Annotated in this window: 14 protein-coding genes and 3 pseudogenes; 7 read left to right on the top strand and 10 right to left on the bottom strand. The window is 58.7% G+C overall.

Translation table 11 applies throughout. From position 1 onward, the window contains the following. Window positions 1–510: 510 nt before the first annotated feature. Window positions 511–1,428: a LysR family transcriptional regulator gene (locus SO180_RS09065; RefSeq protein ID WP_449378461.1), complete on the bottom strand. Its 918-nt coding sequence runs from the start codon at window positions 1,426–1,428 to the stop codon at window positions 511–513. Between the two features lie 264 nt (window positions 1,429–1,692). On the opposite strand from SO180_RS09065, the gene SO180_RS09070 reads away from it, so the two are divergent. Beyond that, window positions 1,693–1,842 (top strand): hypothetical protein, encoded by a 150-nt coding sequence (locus SO180_RS09070; protein WP_449378462.1) that lies wholly within the window; start codon window positions 1,693–1,695, stop codon window positions 1,840–1,842. Window positions 1,843–2,270: 428 nt separating this feature from the next. On the opposite strand, the pseudogene SO180_RS09075 reads toward SO180_RS09070, so the two are convergent. Then, window positions 2,271–3,213 (bottom strand): annotated as a pseudogene (locus tag SO180_RS09075) (LysR family transcriptional regulator). A 474-nt stretch (window positions 3,214–3,687) separates the two neighbouring features. Between SO180_RS09075 and SO180_RS09080 the strand changes: the two are divergent. From SO180_RS09080 to SO180_RS09095, 4 genes and pseudogenes are all read left to right on the top strand, one after another. Beyond that, a complete protein-coding gene (locus SO180_RS09080) occupies window positions 3,688–4,155 on the top strand; it encodes a response regulator (RefSeq protein WP_449378463.1) in 468 nt (155 codons plus the stop codon). An 8-nt stretch (window positions 4,156–4,163) separates the two neighbouring features. Beyond that, window positions 4,164–4,319: pseudogene (locus SO180_RS09085) on the top strand (hypothetical protein); the annotation flags it as partial. Further along, window positions 4,256–4,534: pseudogene (locus SO180_RS09090) on the top strand (hypothetical protein); the annotation flags it as partial. The pseudogenes SO180_RS09085 and SO180_RS09090, both read left to right, overlap by 64 nt. Before the next feature lie 608 nt (window positions 4,535–5,142). Then, window positions 5,143–5,652: a hypothetical protein gene (locus SO180_RS09095; protein ID WP_449378464.1), complete on the top strand. Its 510-nt coding sequence runs from the start codon at window positions 5,143–5,145 to the stop codon at window positions 5,650–5,652. Window positions 5,653–6,038: 386 nt separating this feature from the next. Here the strand turns inward: SO180_RS09095 and SO180_RS09100 are convergent, their stop codons facing one another. The 4 genes from SO180_RS09100 to SO180_RS09115 form a co-directional block, all read right to left on the bottom strand. After that, entirely contained in the window at window positions 6,039–6,404 is a 366-nt protein-coding gene (locus SO180_RS09100; protein WP_449378465.1) for a hypothetical protein, read from the bottom strand. An 80-nt stretch (window positions 6,405–6,484) separates the two neighbouring features. Then, on the bottom strand, window positions 6,485–6,913 hold the full coding sequence (locus SO180_RS09105) for a C40 family peptidase (protein WP_449378466.1): 429 nt from the start codon (window positions 6,911–6,913) through the stop codon (window positions 6,485–6,487). A gap of 56 nt (window positions 6,914–6,969) precedes the next feature. Next, on the bottom strand, window positions 6,970–8,517 hold the full coding sequence (locus SO180_RS09110; protein ID WP_449378467.1) for a Fic family protein: 1,548 nt from the start codon (window positions 8,515–8,517) through the stop codon (window positions 6,970–6,972). A gap of 140 nt (window positions 8,518–8,657) precedes the next feature. Continuing rightward, window positions 8,658–8,891: a hypothetical protein gene (locus SO180_RS09115; protein ID WP_449378468.1), complete on the bottom strand. Its 234-nt coding sequence runs from the start codon at window positions 8,889–8,891 to the stop codon at window positions 8,658–8,660. A 427-nt stretch (window positions 8,892–9,318) separates the two neighbouring features. Here SO180_RS09115 and SO180_RS09120 point away from each other — a divergent pair, with 427 nt between their 5' ends. Together SO180_RS09120 and SO180_RS09125 are read left to right on the top strand one after the other, a co-directional pair. Beyond that, entirely contained in the window at window positions 9,319–10,545 is a 1,227-nt protein-coding gene (locus SO180_RS09120; protein WP_449378469.1) for a Fic family protein, read from the top strand. Window positions 10,546–11,991: 1,446 nt separating this feature from the next. Beyond that, window positions 11,992–12,324, top strand: a complete 333-nt coding sequence (locus SO180_RS09125; protein ID WP_449378470.1) for a hypothetical protein — start codon at window positions 11,992–11,994, stop codon at window positions 12,322–12,324. A 610-nt stretch (window positions 12,325–12,934) separates the two neighbouring features. Here the strand turns inward: SO180_RS09125 and SO180_RS09130 are convergent. Genes SO180_RS09130 through SO180_RS09145 form a run of 4 tightly spaced genes read right to left on the bottom strand, consistent with a single transcriptional unit; the run spans window position 12,935 to window position 16,879 of the window. Further along, on the bottom strand, window positions 12,935–14,182 hold the full coding sequence (locus tag SO180_RS09130; RefSeq protein WP_449378471.1) for an MFS transporter: 1,248 nt from the start codon (window positions 14,180–14,182) through the stop codon (window positions 12,935–12,937). Continuing rightward, the gene (locus tag SO180_RS09135) at window positions 14,179–15,120 is read right to left on the bottom strand and encodes a sulfotransferase family protein (RefSeq protein WP_449378472.1); all 942 of its coding nucleotides are present in this window, start codon (window positions 15,118–15,120) and stop codon (window positions 14,179–14,181) included. Before SO180_RS09135 ends, SO180_RS09130 begins: the two co-directional genes overlap by 4 nt. A 29-nt stretch (window positions 15,121–15,149) precedes the next feature. After that, a complete protein-coding gene (locus tag SO180_RS09140; protein WP_449378473.1) occupies window positions 15,150–16,460 on the bottom strand; it encodes an aminotransferase class III-fold pyridoxal phosphate-dependent enzyme in 1,311 nt (436 codons plus the stop codon). Beyond that, a complete protein-coding gene (locus SO180_RS09145; RefSeq protein ID WP_449378503.1) occupies window positions 16,460–16,879 on the bottom strand; it encodes a GMC oxidoreductase in 420 nt (139 codons plus the stop codon). The genes SO180_RS09140 and SO180_RS09145 overlap by 1 nt, the downstream gene beginning before the upstream one ends. Between the last annotated feature and the right edge of the window lie 43 nt (window positions 16,880–16,922).

A 16,922-nucleotide genomic window follows, 5' to 3' on the forward strand; every position in this document is an offset into this window, starting at 1 on the left:
GCTCGACATGAGTGGAGATGCTGTGATCGATAACCTGAATAGCACGCTTCAAAGAAGCTTATTGCAGGTTCCTGAGGTGCGACTCAACATTAACAAGAGCGCACGGCCGCTGCACCATTGTGTTCACAAGCACTCGGAACTCTAAACGAGAGGACACCCAAAAATGGTAGGTGCAAAGCGGCGAGCTCATCGCCTACAACCTTCTGGGCGGAAGAGTTGCACTTGCACGAAGAGTTGCACTTGCACAAGGAATGCTTCCGAGACTTTCCGAGCCCGGTGACCCATCCCGGCGAGTGTTTCGCGAACGTGAGCTTCGAAAATGACGATATCCGAAAGAAGCCAGAAAGGGGAAATGTTGCTAATAACGAAACCGTTCTCTGATCGTCTACTAAGAGTCTGCTTTTTGAACATAGTTGTTCCTCGAGCCGCTCGAACGGCTAGAGCTTGTATGACGATAGAGCGTGACGAGGCGCTTCGATTGCGTTAGGAGGGTTACTTATTTGACTGGTCTCACGCACCGCAAGCCATGTGGGACGCCTCATCCAATAATATGCGCCTCATCCAAATGCTTGCCGGATCTGCATTCTGAAGTGTCGGCCACTGAACGGCCTCGGTGAAAGCTGGTAACGGCAATGGGGGCGGCAAAACCCGCAAGGGTGCCGTCTCTGCGACGAGCTTCGCTAACCTCGACGGCAGCATCGCTATTCGTTCAGTCCCCGATAGCATAGCCGGGATCATGCTAGTGCCCTGAACAATGACCTCAATGCGCCTCTTGAACCCATGCTCGTGCAGGCACCATTCATCGATGGAGGGCTTCTGTGTCGGTCCGAAATTGGCCGCAACATGTCCCATTGACGCGAATCTCTCGTACGTAAGTTGGCCTGATAGCTGTTTATTCATGCGGCAGCCCACACACACCAGAGTTTCTTCGAACAGTTGCGCTTTGGGATGCGTGCTGGACAGAAACAATTCCGGTAGAATCAGGAAGTCGACTTCGCCGCGCCTGAGAAGCTCATCGGGTTCGTCGGCGCGTGAGAGCAATTCAAAACGCACGCCGGGTGCTTCTCGCGCGACCCGGTCGACGATGTTACGGAAGAAGACGACCGCCATGAAGTCGGAAAGGATAATCTTGAAGCGGCGGGTCGACTCCACTGGGTTGAACACGGTCCGGGAGATAATGGAGACCTGAATGTGTACCAGAGCCTCCCGAATTGGAGCGGCGAGCTCTTCAGCTAACGGAGTTGGGACAAGTTCGCGCCCCCTCATCGTGAATAGTTCATCACAAAAATAGACGCGCAGCCGGGCAACTGCGGCGCTCATGGCCGGCTGCGTTAAGTTGATGCTGCGCGCTGCTGCGGTGAGATTGCGCTCTGTCATCAGAGCGTTGAGCGCGACCAGAAGATTTAGATCAAGACCCTTAAAACGCACGTCTCTTGCTCCGTTTTATCGCGGTGCGTCGCACGTTTGAGCAACTCAATTGCCTGCCATTTGCGATTGCAGTCTCATGGCCGAGAGCGTCCAAAGCGTAGGACAGAAGTTGGTTCCCGGCGGACCACTGTCGCCGCATGCGCCAGCTCGCCGACAGCGGCAGTCAGACCGGCCCGATTCGCAGCAGCGCGCGACGACACGACAGGCTGCTTCTTAGTCTTGAGTGCGCTCTTAACGGTCCGATTGCTCGATTCATGATCACTCATGAACGTCGGCGCTGATCCGCTAGGAATAGTGTGCCGGCAGCCTCTCGAAGTTGTCTTCGTCTGCGCCATTGTAGCTTTGATCATCGCGAATGCCGGGCTTTCCTACAACCTGACGCAGCGTACGATTCAAGCGATTTTGTTCGAGTGACCCGACTTTATCCTAATCTATGGCCGCTTGACATGAAGTGTCCTCATTCGCCGGCAAAGCTAGGCGGACATAACCGTCCGCCAAATCCTCGGGGCCTTGTCATTTTTCGGTCTCGCCGGGTCCGAGAAATTGCGCCAGCTGTGGCACGATAACGCGCAAAAGACGTTCGCATGAATTAAAGAGTATCGGATCACTGTCGCGGCTTGACTAATCTCAGGCGACAAAACTGTTCGGGCTGCGACCGGTTCGTTGGGCAGCACGGCCGAATCGATCGTCAATTTACGCAGGCCCGACTGCTCCGCTGCTGCCGCCGCGAATTGTAGCTTTCTGCTGTCGACGAAAATGCATTCCAACCAGGAGGGTGCAGACGACCCCTCGTGCACTCAAGAGCAGCTCGAGCCTTGCCAGGGACGAAAGTCTTTTCCGAATCAGCGCCGCCTGCGAGGTCTGACGGGCTCGAGCGCCGCGGTCATCTTAGATGCCTCATCCAACAAGATCCGGCGCGTCCAAATGCTGGCCGGAACGCTGTTGTGAATCACTGGCCATTGGACAGCCTCGGTGAATGCGGGAAGGGGAAGCGGAAGTGAGACGATCTTTATAGGCATCGTCTTCGCAAGATGGTGGCCAGCCGAGATGGCATGGTTGCTATACGCTCTGTTCCCGACAGCATGGGCGGATCATGCTGAAGCCTTGTACGGCTAGCTCGATGCGGCTCGTGTGCCGTGCTCGAGCAGGAACCATTCCTCAATCGAAGGCTTCAGTGTCCGCCCGAATCTCGCCGCAACGTGTCCCATCGACACGTATCGGTCAAATGAAAGCTGGCTGGATAGCTGCTTGTTTGTATGACAGCCCACGCACACTAGCGTCTCCGCGAATAGGGCCGCTTTAGGGGGCACATTCGCCATGAATACGTCCGGCGTGACCAGAAAATCGACGTCACTTCGCCGGAGTAGCTCGTTGGCTTCATCAGTGAGTGCTAGCAATTCGAAGCTGACGAAAGGAGCCTCCCTCGCAACACGATCCACGACCTTCCGAAAGAATACGACAGTCATGAAATCGGAGAGAACGACTCGAAATCGGCGATTCGACTTCGCTGGATTGGATGCATCAGGCGAAATAATGCACGGCTGAATGTGCACCAGGGCCTCGCGAATGGGGAGCAGCAAGCCCTTCAGTTCGCGCAGTTGTGACAAGTTCACGCCCCCTCATCGTGAATGGTTCATCGCCAAAATAAGCGCGCAGTCTTGCGACTGCGGCGCTCATTGCGGGTTGGCTGAGGTTGATGCTGCGGGCCGCGGCCGTGAGATTGATCTCAGTCATCAGAGCATCGAGCGCGGCGGGAAAGTTAAGATCGAGGCCGTTGAAACGCATTGGTCTTAGTTTATCCGTTAGCTGGATGTGCTCCATCCAAATAATCGATTTTACCAATTCAACCAAAAGGAGATAGCAAACGCCAGTTTAGAGAACTTGAACTGAGGCATGTTCCAATGATTGTCGATCGTTGCTCTGGGTCGGGGGCAAGCTCTCGGTTGCGCGCCGAGTATAGCCGGAGGCGCAGCTCCACTTCATTCACTCCCGTCTGGCTCCGATGTACCCTGCATGCCGCCCGCCCAATGCGACGACGGTGCGCTTGCTCTGGTCGGCGCTTCCGACCAAACGAGGGTATGATTTTCACAACCCTTTTTATAAAACCCCTTTACGTCCGTACGATTGAGGCACCGCTCCCTCGTGACGCAGGTTCGCGACCAGTCCGGAGCCGATCGCGCGTACCATATGCGCCGGCCCTGTCGATTGCTTCGTGGGTTGTGCAGTAGGCCCGAGTGTAAAATGCCCGGGAAGTCCCTCATGGATCTGGTGCGAAGGGCACACTCGCTGGAGGTCGTCTCCATCGTGCATGCCGTCCCAGAGCTGCGCGAAGAGTTGACGGCGCTTTGTTTTTCGGCAGGCTATGTCGCAGAACCTTTCAAGGGGGCGAAGGAGTTCTTGGAATCAGAATGCCGTCTTAGAACGTCCTGTTTGATCGCGGACATGCAACTGCCCGAAATGAGCGGGCTCCAGCTCTACAAGCATCTGGTGGCATCTGGAAAAGCCATCCCGACCATTCTGCTCGTGGATCGCTTTCTTGATCATCAGCGTGCGCGGGCGCTGCGAGGTTGCACCACACATTTACGCAGCAAGCCATTCAGCGACAATTCGCGCGCTGTGCCCACTGCTTTCGCGGCCGCGCACGCGGTGGGCCCGCTTCCGCGGGAACTGCTCGCGTTCGTCAAATCTGCCCTTGGACGCCCAGCCGTGGTCAGGAACCAGCTATGAACATCCCGATGTCGAGTGCGATAGGGGCCTGTCCACCTCCTCTCAGGTGCGGTGGAGTTTGCGCTGGGAGAACGAGTGGTGCTCGCCGACCACATCGAACTGTCCGAATTCTTCGAAAGACTTACGGGCCAACCGGCGCGTTCAACGCAGACCCGTTCAAAGATGGTCGAAGCTGGGCCGGCGCGAGGCCCGAGATTCGAGCAACCGCTACGATTCGCAGGGGGTAGCAGCTCATCTCGGCGCATTGCGACGCTTCATCAAAGTCGGGGACGTCGATCTCTTGGGGCTGAGCTCGGGTCTGCGCCGCTCGAGTTACCATACGCCGGAAATACTTAGACTGTTCGTTTGGCGGACCCTCGCGTTCGCTAAAAGTTCGTGAGTGCTTAGGTATAACGGGCTAGTCTGTTCGGACATGAACTGAAGTTGGCCGAACGCCGGCAACCGTGAAGAGGACAAGGAACAGACTTAGGCCGTTCAGGACGAATTAGGGAATTGCCACACCCAAAGCTAGGACAATTGAGGTTAAGTACTGCCGCAAGCGAGTTCCCAGGCATTCGTTGTTGAGGCGACATTCCCGAAGATTCTTGTCGCCGGACATTTCGGAGGAATGGAGGCAGTGATCAGCCGGTGCTTGGACCGGCTGACCCAGCAGCTCGAATGGTTTGAACGCCCCGTCACGATTTACAATGTGGCGCCGGCCTGCCTTTGCGTCGTATTGCTATGAAATCCAGCATGCTTCATTCGCTGACCACGCTGTGACAGCGTGGTCAGTACATCTGTGAAGCTATGTCGGCACTATTGCAGGCCGGCCCCACTAACCTCTCATTGTCACTATGCAAAGCCCTCGAGCGTCTCGATTGCCGCAGCGCCGAGGATTTCGAGGTTGGGCGAGATGTCCACACGCGAGGAGCCATTGGAATGAGCTTGAATCGGTCGTGGCGTCAAGTTGTACATATAAAATATGGCTACCCGCGAAGGCATAGGCAAATGAAGGAGCTCTTTTCTGCGATTGTAGTGCTTTTCATTTTCGGTCTGCTCGAGGTGAAGCGCTGTGCGCTCGCGGACACAATCCGGCGCTACGATTGCACTATCGACGGGACTGATCGGGAGCCAATCGGCGATCGGATCGAGCATGTCGTCGTCAGCCTTCAATATACCTGCCGCGTCGAGGATGGGCCGTTGAAGGACGCCGGTATTACCGCAATATCGGTCAGCGAGTGGGATAGCGAGAAAGGAAGGTATTTGGCTTCTCTCGACGTTCACCGAGCGCTCGAAGGATTTGCAGTTGGACAGCTCTTGGAGGCGAGCGGCTCCTCTGTCATGCAGGACAAGAGAGCCGCGGGCATCGCGGCTTCAGGTAAGACAGTGTTTAAGTTCGCATCCGGCTCATTGGCGGCTCTTTTAGGGAAGACCGTCAAATTCACGACCAAGCCCGTCGGTTCCCGTCGATTCGAGTTGGAGTTCACAGATTGGCCTGACGCTGCTCGACCGAAGTGACGCCGCGGCGCGGCGGCTCCCATCACGCCATTTCCGAAGGAACCGGCTGCGACGTGAATGGGCATTACGCCTTGCTCGACGATGATAGCCAATCGCAAGCAGGTGTTTGATGTTCCGTCAATCCAAAGCAACTTGTTGGTGAAGGCCAAAGGGATGAACAGATTCTTTTGCCCCACAAACTGAAAGGCAACGTCCACTTCTGCGTGTCAAACGTCACCCGGAACTGCCCCCTCATATTGCCTCAGATGACAATGTTACCGAAGTGCCCCCCTGCCGTCGCCCGAATTGGACGCCGCGAGTCCGAGCAAGCCGCTCGCGAAGCGCGCCCTCCAAAGCGCCGTAGCGAGCGAGCGCCTTGCGGTGATTCGGCGAAGCAACCCGTGGGATTAGACGCCGAGGCACGAAGCTCGGACCGATAGTATGGTTTCTGTGCTGCTGATGAGCGGTCGACTGGCCTTTGATCGCCAATTCTTCACCAACCGCTGCACCGTATGCCGCTGATGGCCACTGAACTGACCGGGCGCATGCGCTTCTAGCCGGGAGAGAAGATCGACCGCGGACAAGTGCGGGGCCGCGGCGAGCCATTCCTCGATCATGGGAATGTAAGGATCGAGCATCGATGGCCGACGTGGCACAGATTTGCGCCGCACATAGCGGCGCCGATGAATGCCCCGCTGCTCACCTTGTTTCCAATCATCGCCGAGCTCTCGGACAAAGGCGGCCAAGTCGCTTTGCACTGGCACGACGGTCATTGCTGGCTTTCCAGCCCGCTGATCAACGCGCTTGCCCAGCTCATTTTGAGCGTCCCGCATCTATGCCAGCAATGCCATGCTCATAAAGCTGCGGCCACGCCCGCATCGAAGTCCGAAATCCGGAAGTTCATACGTCCGGTGATGGCTGCGGCGACTGACCGTGCCGCTTCGCTTATGGAATAGCGCGCACCGATTTCAGATCGAGCATAGTCAACAATCTGCTCAAGCACCTTGCGATCAGGTGGATTCTTCAGACGGAAGTGAAACGCCTTTTCATCGTTTTCAAATAACTCACGCTGCAGATTGCGTGCCTGCACTCCGCTCGAAGTCGAGTCGATAAAGGAACCATGCTGCACGCAGATCATTGCGTGAGATACTACACCACCGTCGTGACCCGAATGGTCTTGCTGATCTTTCCAGGGCGCGCTGTAAAGAGAATGTCCCCTGGCTCTACGGCGTCGATCTTGATGCGTTTCATCAACCCTCCAATGACGAACCGTCCCCTTCAAGGGACGTGCCACCGCTGGAAAGAGTGGGCTTTCCTGTATCTGAACCAGATGCGCCGTCAGCCACTTGCGGCTCCGCTTTGACCGAATGAGTCCGTGTATAGTTGCTCAATCGTCGAGACTTCGTCCTGAGTGAGCTCGGCGAATTCGTTCTCTCGTGCCCGCTTCGACAACCTTCCATCATTCTGTCGCAGAAAGCCGAACAGGTTATTGAGCGTTCGCTCCGGCATGTCGATCATGCTCTCGATGCCTGCACGAAAAGCGTCGAAGTTACGGAGAAAGCTCGTCTCGTTCGGCAGATCCTGCTCAATCGTCTGGCGCACGCATTCGTACAAAAACTCAGCGTGCGGCGTTGCATCGAAAAACCGATAAAAGTCGGCTGTATCGTTGAGGACCTTTACATTGCCCTTCTGCGTAGCTTCCCATTGGACGCAGGGAAGCAGTCGTGCGGAATAGCTCTCCAGCACGCCCTTGTATTCGGTGAACCTGTCCAGGATTGCCGACGATACCGGAAAATGTAGTCCAGCAGGATTAAACCCTCGACGCGCGAGAACGTGATGCATCAGGTAACGGTGGATGCGTCCGTTGCCATCCTCGAACGGATGGATGTAGACGAATCCGAATGCCAGTACCGCTGCGGCTATGATGGGATCAAGATCGTTCTCGGCGCTATGATCGAAGGCAATCAAACCCGCCATGAGGGAGGGAATGTCTTCATGCCGGGCGTCAATATGGTCGGGAATGGGCCGCTGCGTGTCTCGGTCGTGCTCACCGACAAAGCCGCCTTCTTGGCGGAAGCCCATCTTCACAAAGCGCTCATCGCCGATGACGATGGTCTGCAAGCGCAGAAATTCCTGCTCATTGAGCGGCGCACGGCCTGCCTCGCCGATGGCACGGCCCCACCGCTGAATACGATCCTGTGGCGGCCTTTCTCCCTCAAGCACGTAGCTGGACTTCGAATCCTTCAACAAAAGAAACGCAGCCGTCCGCGCGAGCAGGTCCTTCGGAACTGCGCTGACGACCGCGCGCGCGCGCTCCTTCCAGTCCTGCGCAATAAACTCATTCAGCGCAGCAGACTTGAACACGAGCGGACAGAATTCCGGCGTACCGGGAAGGTTGTTACGGACACGATGCCGGGCCGAATTCTCGCCGGTCCCTGCGAACTGGAGTTCGGTATCGACCGCGTCCACATATGAGACTTTGTCGGCGGGCGGCAGCTTCAGCTCACGGCCAAGCAGCCACTCGTACAGGAACCAGATGCGGCGGGTGTAGAGGCCAGTAGGCTTTTGCCGTACGAGCGCCGCGACCTCTCCTTCGTTCACGGCGAGGAAAAGCCGCTTCAGAACGGCCAGGTCCAACCCCTCGTTTTTTAGGGCAAAAGTCAGATGCCCCTCAAGGGATGCCTCTGGGGCGTGTCGCGGCGTGTAGATGCGCCAGCCGCCCTGCTCGATGATACGGTGCTTGATGCCAATCCCCGAGAGGGTACTAGGGACGGGAACGGGCAGCTTGTAAGCGTCGATCAGGGCAGCGTAACCCGCTGGGACCGCCGTTTCAGGCACCCGCCGGTCATGAAAAACGCTCACCGCCCCTGAAAATTGCACGCTCACCTGAGGTTTCCTGAAAAACGATCTCTGACCTCGAATTTCCTTCGCGGAAAACCCTCACCGGTCGAATTTCTATCATATCCCATGAAAAACAATTTCCCAATGCAGATTCCGTGAAAAACGTTCAGTTGGTCAGAATCTGGTCAATAGGGCCACTCCGGCCAAGTGTATGGATCCCGCCAATGACCGGGCATCGCGTTGTCTGCGCTGGACGAAAAAGCGCCTCGCGGCTCAGCAGGATTGATCTTGGGGTTCCTGCGCAGCGGCGTGATCATCGACCGCAGCCCTGGCACACGGTCGAATAAAGCAAATATCGCGCCTGCAGCGCGGATAAACAGCTTTTGCGCTTCCGACTTGTGGGCGGCATGCAGCGCCATCCGCTCCACTCAATGCTCGATCTCCTGTTTCCGGCGGTCAAGTAAGCCGCCGTCCCGCCTGCTATCTTTGGCTTGCCTGACAGTTCCGCCATGCGGCGGTTGACGCGCACGTCAACGGCAAGGGCACGTACGATCTCCGATTCCAATGGACGGGATCAGGCGGAACCCAGAAGGGCAGCCAAAGTACGACCGTGGCGTTTAAGGGAGCGGGTAACGCGTCACTCCAATCGGTCGTCATCCCGATTGACCGCGGGGGTTGCTACTATAACGGCGGCAATCTTCAGACAAAAAATGGAGACCTTATAACCGGCCCCTACATTCGCGGCTTAGATCGCAACATGGTATGGCTTTTTTCAAGAACCCTAATTATACAAAGGAAGAACCCTAATTATAAAAAGGGAAATCTATTCCTTAATTTGGGTTTCCCATGAAGCGTAGCGACCTCAGCCATACCATCCGGGAAACCTTGAAACGGTTGCCGCCGCCGTACGATTCCCATTACGGGATCATTCCACCGGCACCCCCGGAGGAGGGCGTACCGGTAGCCGCTGCGGCGAAAGCTTTGGATGCCGCCCAAGTGGCCTTCGGTAAGGTCGATGCCATCCCCACCCAGATGAAAGACCCCTACATCGTCAGCCGCGTGCTTACCAGACGTGAGGCGGTGAGCTCGTCGTCAATCGAAGGTACCCGGAGCACTCTCGACGAACTGCTGTCAGTCGAGGAGACGGGGGACGACGGCGCCAGGGATGAAGCGCGTCAAGTACGCAACTACGCCGTGGCACTCGATGGATTCATTCCGCTGGCGGCAAAGGACGGTTACGGCGTGTTCACGATGGATCTGATCAGCGATCTCCACCGCGCCGTGATGAAGGACGATCGGGATTATAAGGACGTTCCGGGCGACCTTCGCACGCGCGTCGTATGGATCGGTGGAAATAAGGACATCGCGTATTCGAGTGTGAATCCTCCTCCGCCTGAAGACGTCCCCGGCTGCCTCGCTCAAACCGTCGACTTTCTGCGGAACGAGGGAATGCAGCAGATGACACAAGGATTCGTCACGCGAATGGCGATAGCGCATACTCATTTCGAAGCGGTCCATCCCTTCCGCGACGGCAATGGCCGTGTCGGTCGTCTCCTCCTTCCGCTCATGATGGCGGCCGAGAAGCATGTGCCGCTGTACCTGTCGCCATATATCGAGAGCAAAAAGGGTATGTACTACGCCTCGCTCAAGGATGCCCAACAACGGTTGGACTGGCAGCCGATCATCACTTTCATGGCCGACGCCGTCGCCGGCACGGTTGAAGAACTCATTCGGACCCGTGAGGCGTTGTCCCAATTATCCAATGTCTGGCGGGAGCGCCGCAAATTCCGCAAGGCGTCGGCGGCCGCGCGCGCTCTCGACGAACTTCACAACTATCCGGTCGTGACCGCCAAGCGGCTTGGCGAATTGCTGGACATCAGTCCGCCGCAGGTCCATCAGGCGATCGTGCAATTGGAAGAAGCGGGTATTCTGAAAGAGCGTACCGGTTACTCGCGCAATCGCGTTTATGTCGCCACCGAAGCGCTCAGTATCATCAATCGTCCGTTCGGCGAAGAGCCTCTACTTCCCAATCAGTTGGATCTAGAAGAGCCAGTCGGACTCAGGGGGCCGTGACCTGCGCGAGAGTCGATCGCTGCGGAATGCGCGCTCCGGCGCGTCGCATCCTAGACCAAAAGGCGCTGACGGCATTCAGGAGAACCGCGCGACGATACTGCAGGCGTTCTTCGGCCGTCCGTTTGCCGTCCGCGTCGAAGTCAGGATCGTCCGCGGGCTCGTACCAAAGCATGATCAGCGCGAAGCCGTTGGACTGCAGGTAGACTTGTTTACTCATCGTCGGCGGCTGGGCGAGCCCAATGGCAGGCAGACCTCTTGATGGAAGGCGGCGCGCGCAGTGATGAGGCCATGCTGGAGACCGTCGTTCCTCTGAAGGGCCGCAAAGGGGAAGCAAGCGTTTGAGGCGGACCGCAAAGGAGGAGCCTAATTCTCGAAAGTCAAGCATGGTCGGGCACGACCGATGACGGAAACGAGGAGATTGCCAACATCTCAGCACGCTATCGAGCGGCCCGAGCAGCTTCATACACTACGCGCGCGCCCACGACGGTCAAGATCAGCGATGGACCGCTCAGCGCGTACGCTGTCGCGTCGCGATAGCGTCACTATCCGCCGGATGCGTTGCGAGGTCGGCAACGACCTTGTGAGGATATTGGCCAAAGGGCCCGGCAGATTCGATGGAGACGTTTTCTCCCGTTTTTGCGACCAGTGACTGCAGGCGTTCGAACTCACCGTACCAAGTCGTTTCCATGTCCCCATCTCGGACTGGATCGCGCCTCTCTGTGGGATTTCGATGCCGACGGCTGCCTACGTGTTGTCCGCTTGGGATCCGCCCGAAAGCTCGGACCCCATATCTCGGACTGGCGGGCTTTCGGAGAACAACCCGACCGCCCGTGACCTATGCTGTCATCAGCCCTCCGAGACCTCATAACCGAGACTGGCGAGACCTTCCAAAACGGCTGGCCGCCGCTCTTCCGCAGCGATGGCGCGGACTTCAGCCTCAATGGAGGAAGTCAGCGCGTGGAGACCGGCATCGCTGCGCCTCATCCGAGTTGTGACGCTAGCGGAAGCGGCGCGCTCCGCCATTTGTTGTCTGGCGTCCGATGCGAAAACACTGTGCTACGCCTAGCTCGGGAAACCCCCATAAGTGCGCAGGCCGAACGCGAGCTTTCACCGTAGCTGTTCGCTTGGGCGCGTTCCGATCCTGCGGCGCTGCCGGAGACCGAGGGCACCTGACGACCGTCCGGGCCGCAAGCCGCCGAAGGCGCTTGAATCGGCCGCTGCGTCAAGTTGTACGCATCAAACGGAGGATATCCCACGAAGGCATAGGCAGATGAAGACGTCCTTTCTCGCGATCGTGCTATGTTCCGCTTTGAGTTTGCTTGAGCTCGGCGGGGGAGCGCTTGCGGATACGATCCGGCGTACGACTGCTCGATAGACGGGGTTGACCGAGAGCCAATAGGTGATCGAGATGAGCACGTCATTGTTAGCCTTCAATATACCTGTCACGTGGCCGACGGGACATTGCGAGATGCGGGCATTACGGCGATTTCGGTCAGCGAGTTGAACGGTGAGAAAGGGACATCTTTAGCGTCTCTCGATCTTCACCGTACGATCGACGGATTTGCGGTTGGACAGCTTCTGGAGGGGATTGCCTTCCTTGTCATGCGGGACGAGAGATCTCTTGGCATAGCCGCGTCCGGTAAGATGGTCTTTAAATTCGCATCCGGCTCATTGGCGGCTCTGTCGGGAAAGACCGTCAATTTCACGACCAAGCCGGCCGGATTTGGTCGATTCGAGATGGAGTTCGCAGATTGGCCTGAAGCCGCTGGTCCGAAATGAATAGGCGTCCCGCTGGCCGGTTGGCTTTCGGGGTAGGTCAAACCAGTGTGGTCTGGCCGGAAATCGCAGCTCGAACGTCTCTTATGATGCTGGTCATGTTGCTAAAGTTGACTGTGAATCTGCTCAACGCCTCTGCCGACGCGGACTGTCCAAGACCAGGCTCGCAGCGACGTCTAGACCTTATAGCGGGGACCAAATCGAGACGCCCGCTCATTGCGTCCGGATGGCGAGGAGCCCTGGCGCCTCGATCGAGAGGCTGGAAGCTCGCGCGCGGACGACGGCCGCCGGAGAGCGCACCGTTCCATCAACTTGCCGATCCCACGATCGTCCCGCGCCAAAAGCCTGACGGCGACAATGCGGCTGAATGCGTGACCACTGCATGCCAACTTTTTCGGCGAGTGCGGCGCCGACAAGAACCCCGGCCAATTCCACGGAGCGGCACCGTGATTTCGCCGCTCACAAGATCGCATGATCGTCGATGTCGCGCTGAGCGAGCCGTGTTGAACAGGGCCGGGCACCCTGATGCGCCCCAAGGTCAGCCGGCCCGGCCGCAGCTCGAGATCCCGAGCTCTTGATCTTAATACGCAGTCCTGCCAGCCAGTCCGTAGGTTCACAGATGCAAGCTGCGGGTGTGGCGCAGGGGCGATCGCCAAATCCATAGCAGGGAGGCCGCGCCCAGCGCGCTGCTGGCCAGTAACGCAGCCCGCAGGCCAGATCCGGCACCGACCGCACCGCCAAGCACCGCGCCGAGTGGCGCAAGCCCCCACACCAGGCTCCGGATGCTCGCATTGACGCGGCCCAGCAGCCGAGGCGGGGACAGCGCGTATCGAACGGAGACCTGGTGCACGTTGTAGATCTCTTGACCAAACGACAGCACGAACTGGGACAGCGCCACGCAAATGACGGCCGCCGACCGCGGCTGCGTGATCAGCGCTGCCAGAGTCATGCCTGCGCCGCTGAGCGCCAAGGTGACCATCAATACCGGACCGAGGCCGATCACGCGGGCGGCCCACCCTGAGGTGACAGCGCCCCCAATACCACCAAGTGCGCCGACGCTGAGAACCAAGCCCGTGGTCCAACCGTCCAAACCAAGCTGTTGGGTCAGGTAAAGCAGAAAAACCGCAGAGTAAGCGTTGTAGCAGAAGATGAAGCTGGCGGTCGCAAATGTAACCGCTCGCAGAAAAGGATTGCCAAACACGGCCGTCAGTCCTTCCGCGATCTGAATGACGACCGAGCTCGATCCACTTGTCGGCAGCTCGGCCGTGCGTGCCGGCACTAGCGACAGCAAGACAGTGGCCAGCACGAAGGAGGCCGAGTCGGCGAGAATCGCGGTTGGCGCGGAGAACGCGCTGACCAGCAAGCCTGCCAGGAACGGACCGACTGTCACTACGCAAGATCTACTGAGTTGCCAGGAACTCTGCGCTCTGACGAGTAGAGCCCGATCGACGACCGTTGGCACGTACGCCAGATAGGCGACGTCGCCGATCACTGCAGCCGTCCCAACCAGGGTGGTTGCCATACACAGTTGGCCCATTCCGAGTTGGCCAAGGCTGGCGAGCAGCGGAATCGTTGCGAGCGTTGCTGCCATCACTAAATTGGCAGTCAATAGGATGCATCGGTGCGGGAGGCGGTCCACGATCACCCCGGCGAACAGGCCAATAATGAGGTACGGCGCCCGGCCGCAGGCGAGTAGCAGCCCGGTCTGCGCCGGGCCCGCTCCCAGCAGAGTGATCGCCGTCAGCGGTAGCGCCAGCAGCGTCACTTCGGATCCCAATTCAGAGACCGTGCGTCCGACGAGCAGCCCCAAGTAGCCGCCCGGTAGCCTGCGAGATGGGCTGGAGATCTCGATGGGATTCATGCGTCGACGGCAGGGCTCGCGGCCGATAGATAACCCAACCGGGTTAATTCACCGCCGGCGATACGCTCGAACTCCTCGATCTCCGCGCGTGTGAGATCCTGCGTGTAACGTCCGAGACGGCTGGCATGCAGCGGCTTCCCTGCGGGCTTGACCGCTGGGTTGCCGTACGGCCGTTCGAACGGCGCGTGCTCATGTTCGGCATGCCGCAGAACCGCCTCGTCCCAGGGCAGGTGCAGGTGATTTAGGATCTGCATCAGGCAGACACGGGGGCAAGTCATCAGATCCTCATAGCGTACCTCGAGATAGCGCTCAGGCGGTGCGACCAAATGAGGCCGAGATACCAATTCAAGCCATCCGCGCGCGGCTTCGGGTATGGTCTGGTAACCCCAGTCTGGCACAGTTTTTACATGCGAGGCGGCAAGGTCCCGACCATCCCGTACGATGTGCACGAAATGCGCATCCGGCCACAGCTGGGCGAAGACGTCGATTTGGGTGATCTTGCGTTGCAGCTTCAGTCCCCAGCGCCGCGCGCCCTTTCGTGCCTTACGGAGCTCCCCGATCTCGTTAATCAGCCTGCATCTGTCGGCGAATGAAACGATGTCGCCGGCCGTCTCGTCCATCACCTTGATGACGAGCTTGCGTACATCGTCGAAGTGGAGGCCAAACCGCTGGCATTGCACCACGAAGTGCGCGCCGTCATACCAGAACGGGTCGATCACACGTTTGATCGTGCCGGTGACGCCGGGATCGCTAGCTGCGAGCAGGTCGGTCGCTCCCAAAATGTGCGGGCCGAGATTGGGCGGTTCTAGGAAGTCGATCTCCGGCCCCACCACCAGGTCGGCATGCGAGTCCAGCATGACGCTCAGCAAGGTGATGCCGGACCGGTTATCGCCACCGAGCAGCACTGGCGAGGTGGAGAACGGGTCGGCCTCGGGCATGGTAGTGTTCCCTGTTCGACGGTCGGTGCTCATGCGCGGCTCGGCGCGGACAACCAATGCCGGATCGAATCTGCAGTGGCAATGAAGTGATCACCGGCGAACCGCACGGCAGCGCCAGTCGGATCCGGATCGTCGGACGTCGCCTCTACCCGAGTAAGTGCCGCCGGCAGGGCGTGAGCGGCGGCTTCAATCGTGGCTCGCACGTCGGCATCGGAGAGCGCCGCGCAAGGCATAAAACGGCGGCCGTACTGCATGAGAAAGCCGCGCGACGACATTTCCTGAAAGAAGGCATGACCGAGGTCGGCATTGGCAAACACCACGTCAAACATGGTGGGCCATGCGAACGCGCGCGCCTGAACCTTTTGACGAACGAAGATCTCGTTGAGACCGCTCATGAGTTGCTCGCCAACCTGTCGCATCCGCGCGAGCGCGCTGCCATTGGCAAGCGCTTCGAGGGTGCTGAGCGCTGCCGCGAAGGGGCTGATCTCGCCTTGACAGGTGTTGCCCATGTAGGTCTTTTCGGCGGCATCGAGCACGTCTGCGCGACCTACCACCGCCGCCAGTGCCATGCCATTGGCCAGTCCCTTGCTAAGTGTGATCAGGTCGGGCGCAAGGTCGATCGCGGTGTGATAGCCGCCGAGGCCGTAGCGGAATCCCGTCATCACCTCGTCCAGGATCAGCAGGGCGCCGTACTGGTGCACGAGATTCTGCAATTCCCGGTGATATTCGGGCGGGAAGAAGTTAACCTCGGGGGTGATGATCACAGCAGCGACAAGCTGCCCTTTGATCAGTCTCTTGAGCAGGTCGAGGTCGTAATGGAAGTCGATACTGTCAAGGTCCCGGTCGGGTAGTCCCATCCCGGGACGGTCCTGTAAGTGCCAGTCGTGCCAGCCATGATATCCGCTGGTAAGCACCAGATTCAGACCGGTATGCGCGCGAGCAAGGCGGACTGCAGCGGTCGTGGCGCAGGAGCCAGTGCGGAAAAATATCGAGCGTTGCGCGAGGGGGAATATCTCCGCCAACCGCTCGGCCACCTCGATCCGATGCACGGACAACGGGCCGGGCAGAATGCCGACGGTGCGGCGGATTTCTGCAGTCACATGATCGACGACCGGTTCATATCCGGCTCCAAGCGGCGCAGCCCCGCCACAGGAGGTCAGATCCACATATTGTCTTCCGTCGACATCCCAGACATGCGCACCGCAGGCACGGCTCATGACGACCGGAAAACGCCGATTGAGATCCCATTTTTCCGACGCCGTGATCCGCAAGGCGCGGCGTAGCGCGGATTTGTGCCTATCCGTCGCGGCCAACGTGCCATTGGAGGTGCTGGTAAACATCAACAATTCTCCGGTCGCGGCCGGTCAGACCAGCTTCGTTCTCCGAGCAATCCCGGCGCGTTCGCCTGAATGGTGAAGATTGGATTGACGCCCCGGGGATAGGGGAAGAACCCGCCGTCAGCGCCGTAGACATTGTCGATATCGTGCACACGGCCCCAGCGGTCGACCACGGAGGCCTTTGGGTCAATCCCCGCTCGACAGCCGCGCGGCGGCAGAACGGCTGGATCGCTGGGTGGCTCGAGTGGATCTGCGCCGGCCAGCCGGGCCATCCCGATCCGAAGTTCGAGCTCCTCGCAATCAGGGCGGAGGTCGGCGTAATCGATGGGCGAGATCAGGTCGAGCGCGTCGTCCGCGACATGGGTTTTCGCGTCGAAATCACCGATGCGATATCGGAAGGCGATGGCGGCGTACAATGTCATTCCGCCGCCAGGCACCGAAACGGTCCATGGCTGTCCGAACGGC

The sequence above is a fragment of the Bradyrhizobium sp. UFLA05-112 genome (assembly GCF_053572325.1).

Bases quoted from the DNA above. Each gene is read 5' to 3' on its own strand.
- SO180_RS09120 (WP_449378469.1), top strand. From the start codon at position 9,319: ATGAAGCGTAGCGACCTCAGCCATACCATCCGGGAAACCTTGAAACGG.
- SO180_RS09115 (WP_449378468.1), bottom strand. From the start codon at position 8,891: ATGGCGCTGCATGCCGCCCACAAGTCGGAAGCGCAAAAGCTGTTTATC.
- SO180_RS09095 (WP_449378464.1), top strand. From the start codon at position 5,143: ATGAAGGAGCTCTTTTCTGCGATTGTAGTGCTTTTCATTTTCGGTCTG.
- SO180_RS09080 (WP_449378463.1), top strand. From the start codon at position 3,688: ATGGATCTGGTGCGAAGGGCACACTCGCTGGAGGTCGTCTCCATCGTG.
- SO180_RS09140 (WP_449378473.1), bottom strand. From the start codon at position 16,460: ATGTTTACCAGCACCTCCAATGGCACGTTGGCCGCGACGGATAGGCAC.
- SO180_RS09070 (WP_449378462.1), top strand. From the start codon at position 1,693: ATGAACGTCGGCGCTGATCCGCTAGGAATAGTGTGCCGGCAGCCTCTC.
- SO180_RS09100 (WP_449378465.1), bottom strand. From the start codon at position 6,404: ATGACCGTCGTGCCAGTGCAAAGCGACTTGGCCGCCTTTGTCCGAGAG.
- SO180_RS09130 (WP_449378471.1), bottom strand. From the start codon at position 14,182: ATGAATCCCATCGAGATCTCCAGCCCATCTCGCAGGCTACCGGGCGGC.
- SO180_RS09145 (WP_449378503.1), bottom strand. From the start codon at position 16,879: ATGACATTGTACGCCGCCATCGCCTTCCGATATCGCATCGGTGATTTC.
- SO180_RS09135 (WP_449378472.1), bottom strand. From the start codon at position 15,120: ATGCCCGAGGCCGACCCGTTCTCCACCTCGCCAGTGCTGCTCGGTGGC.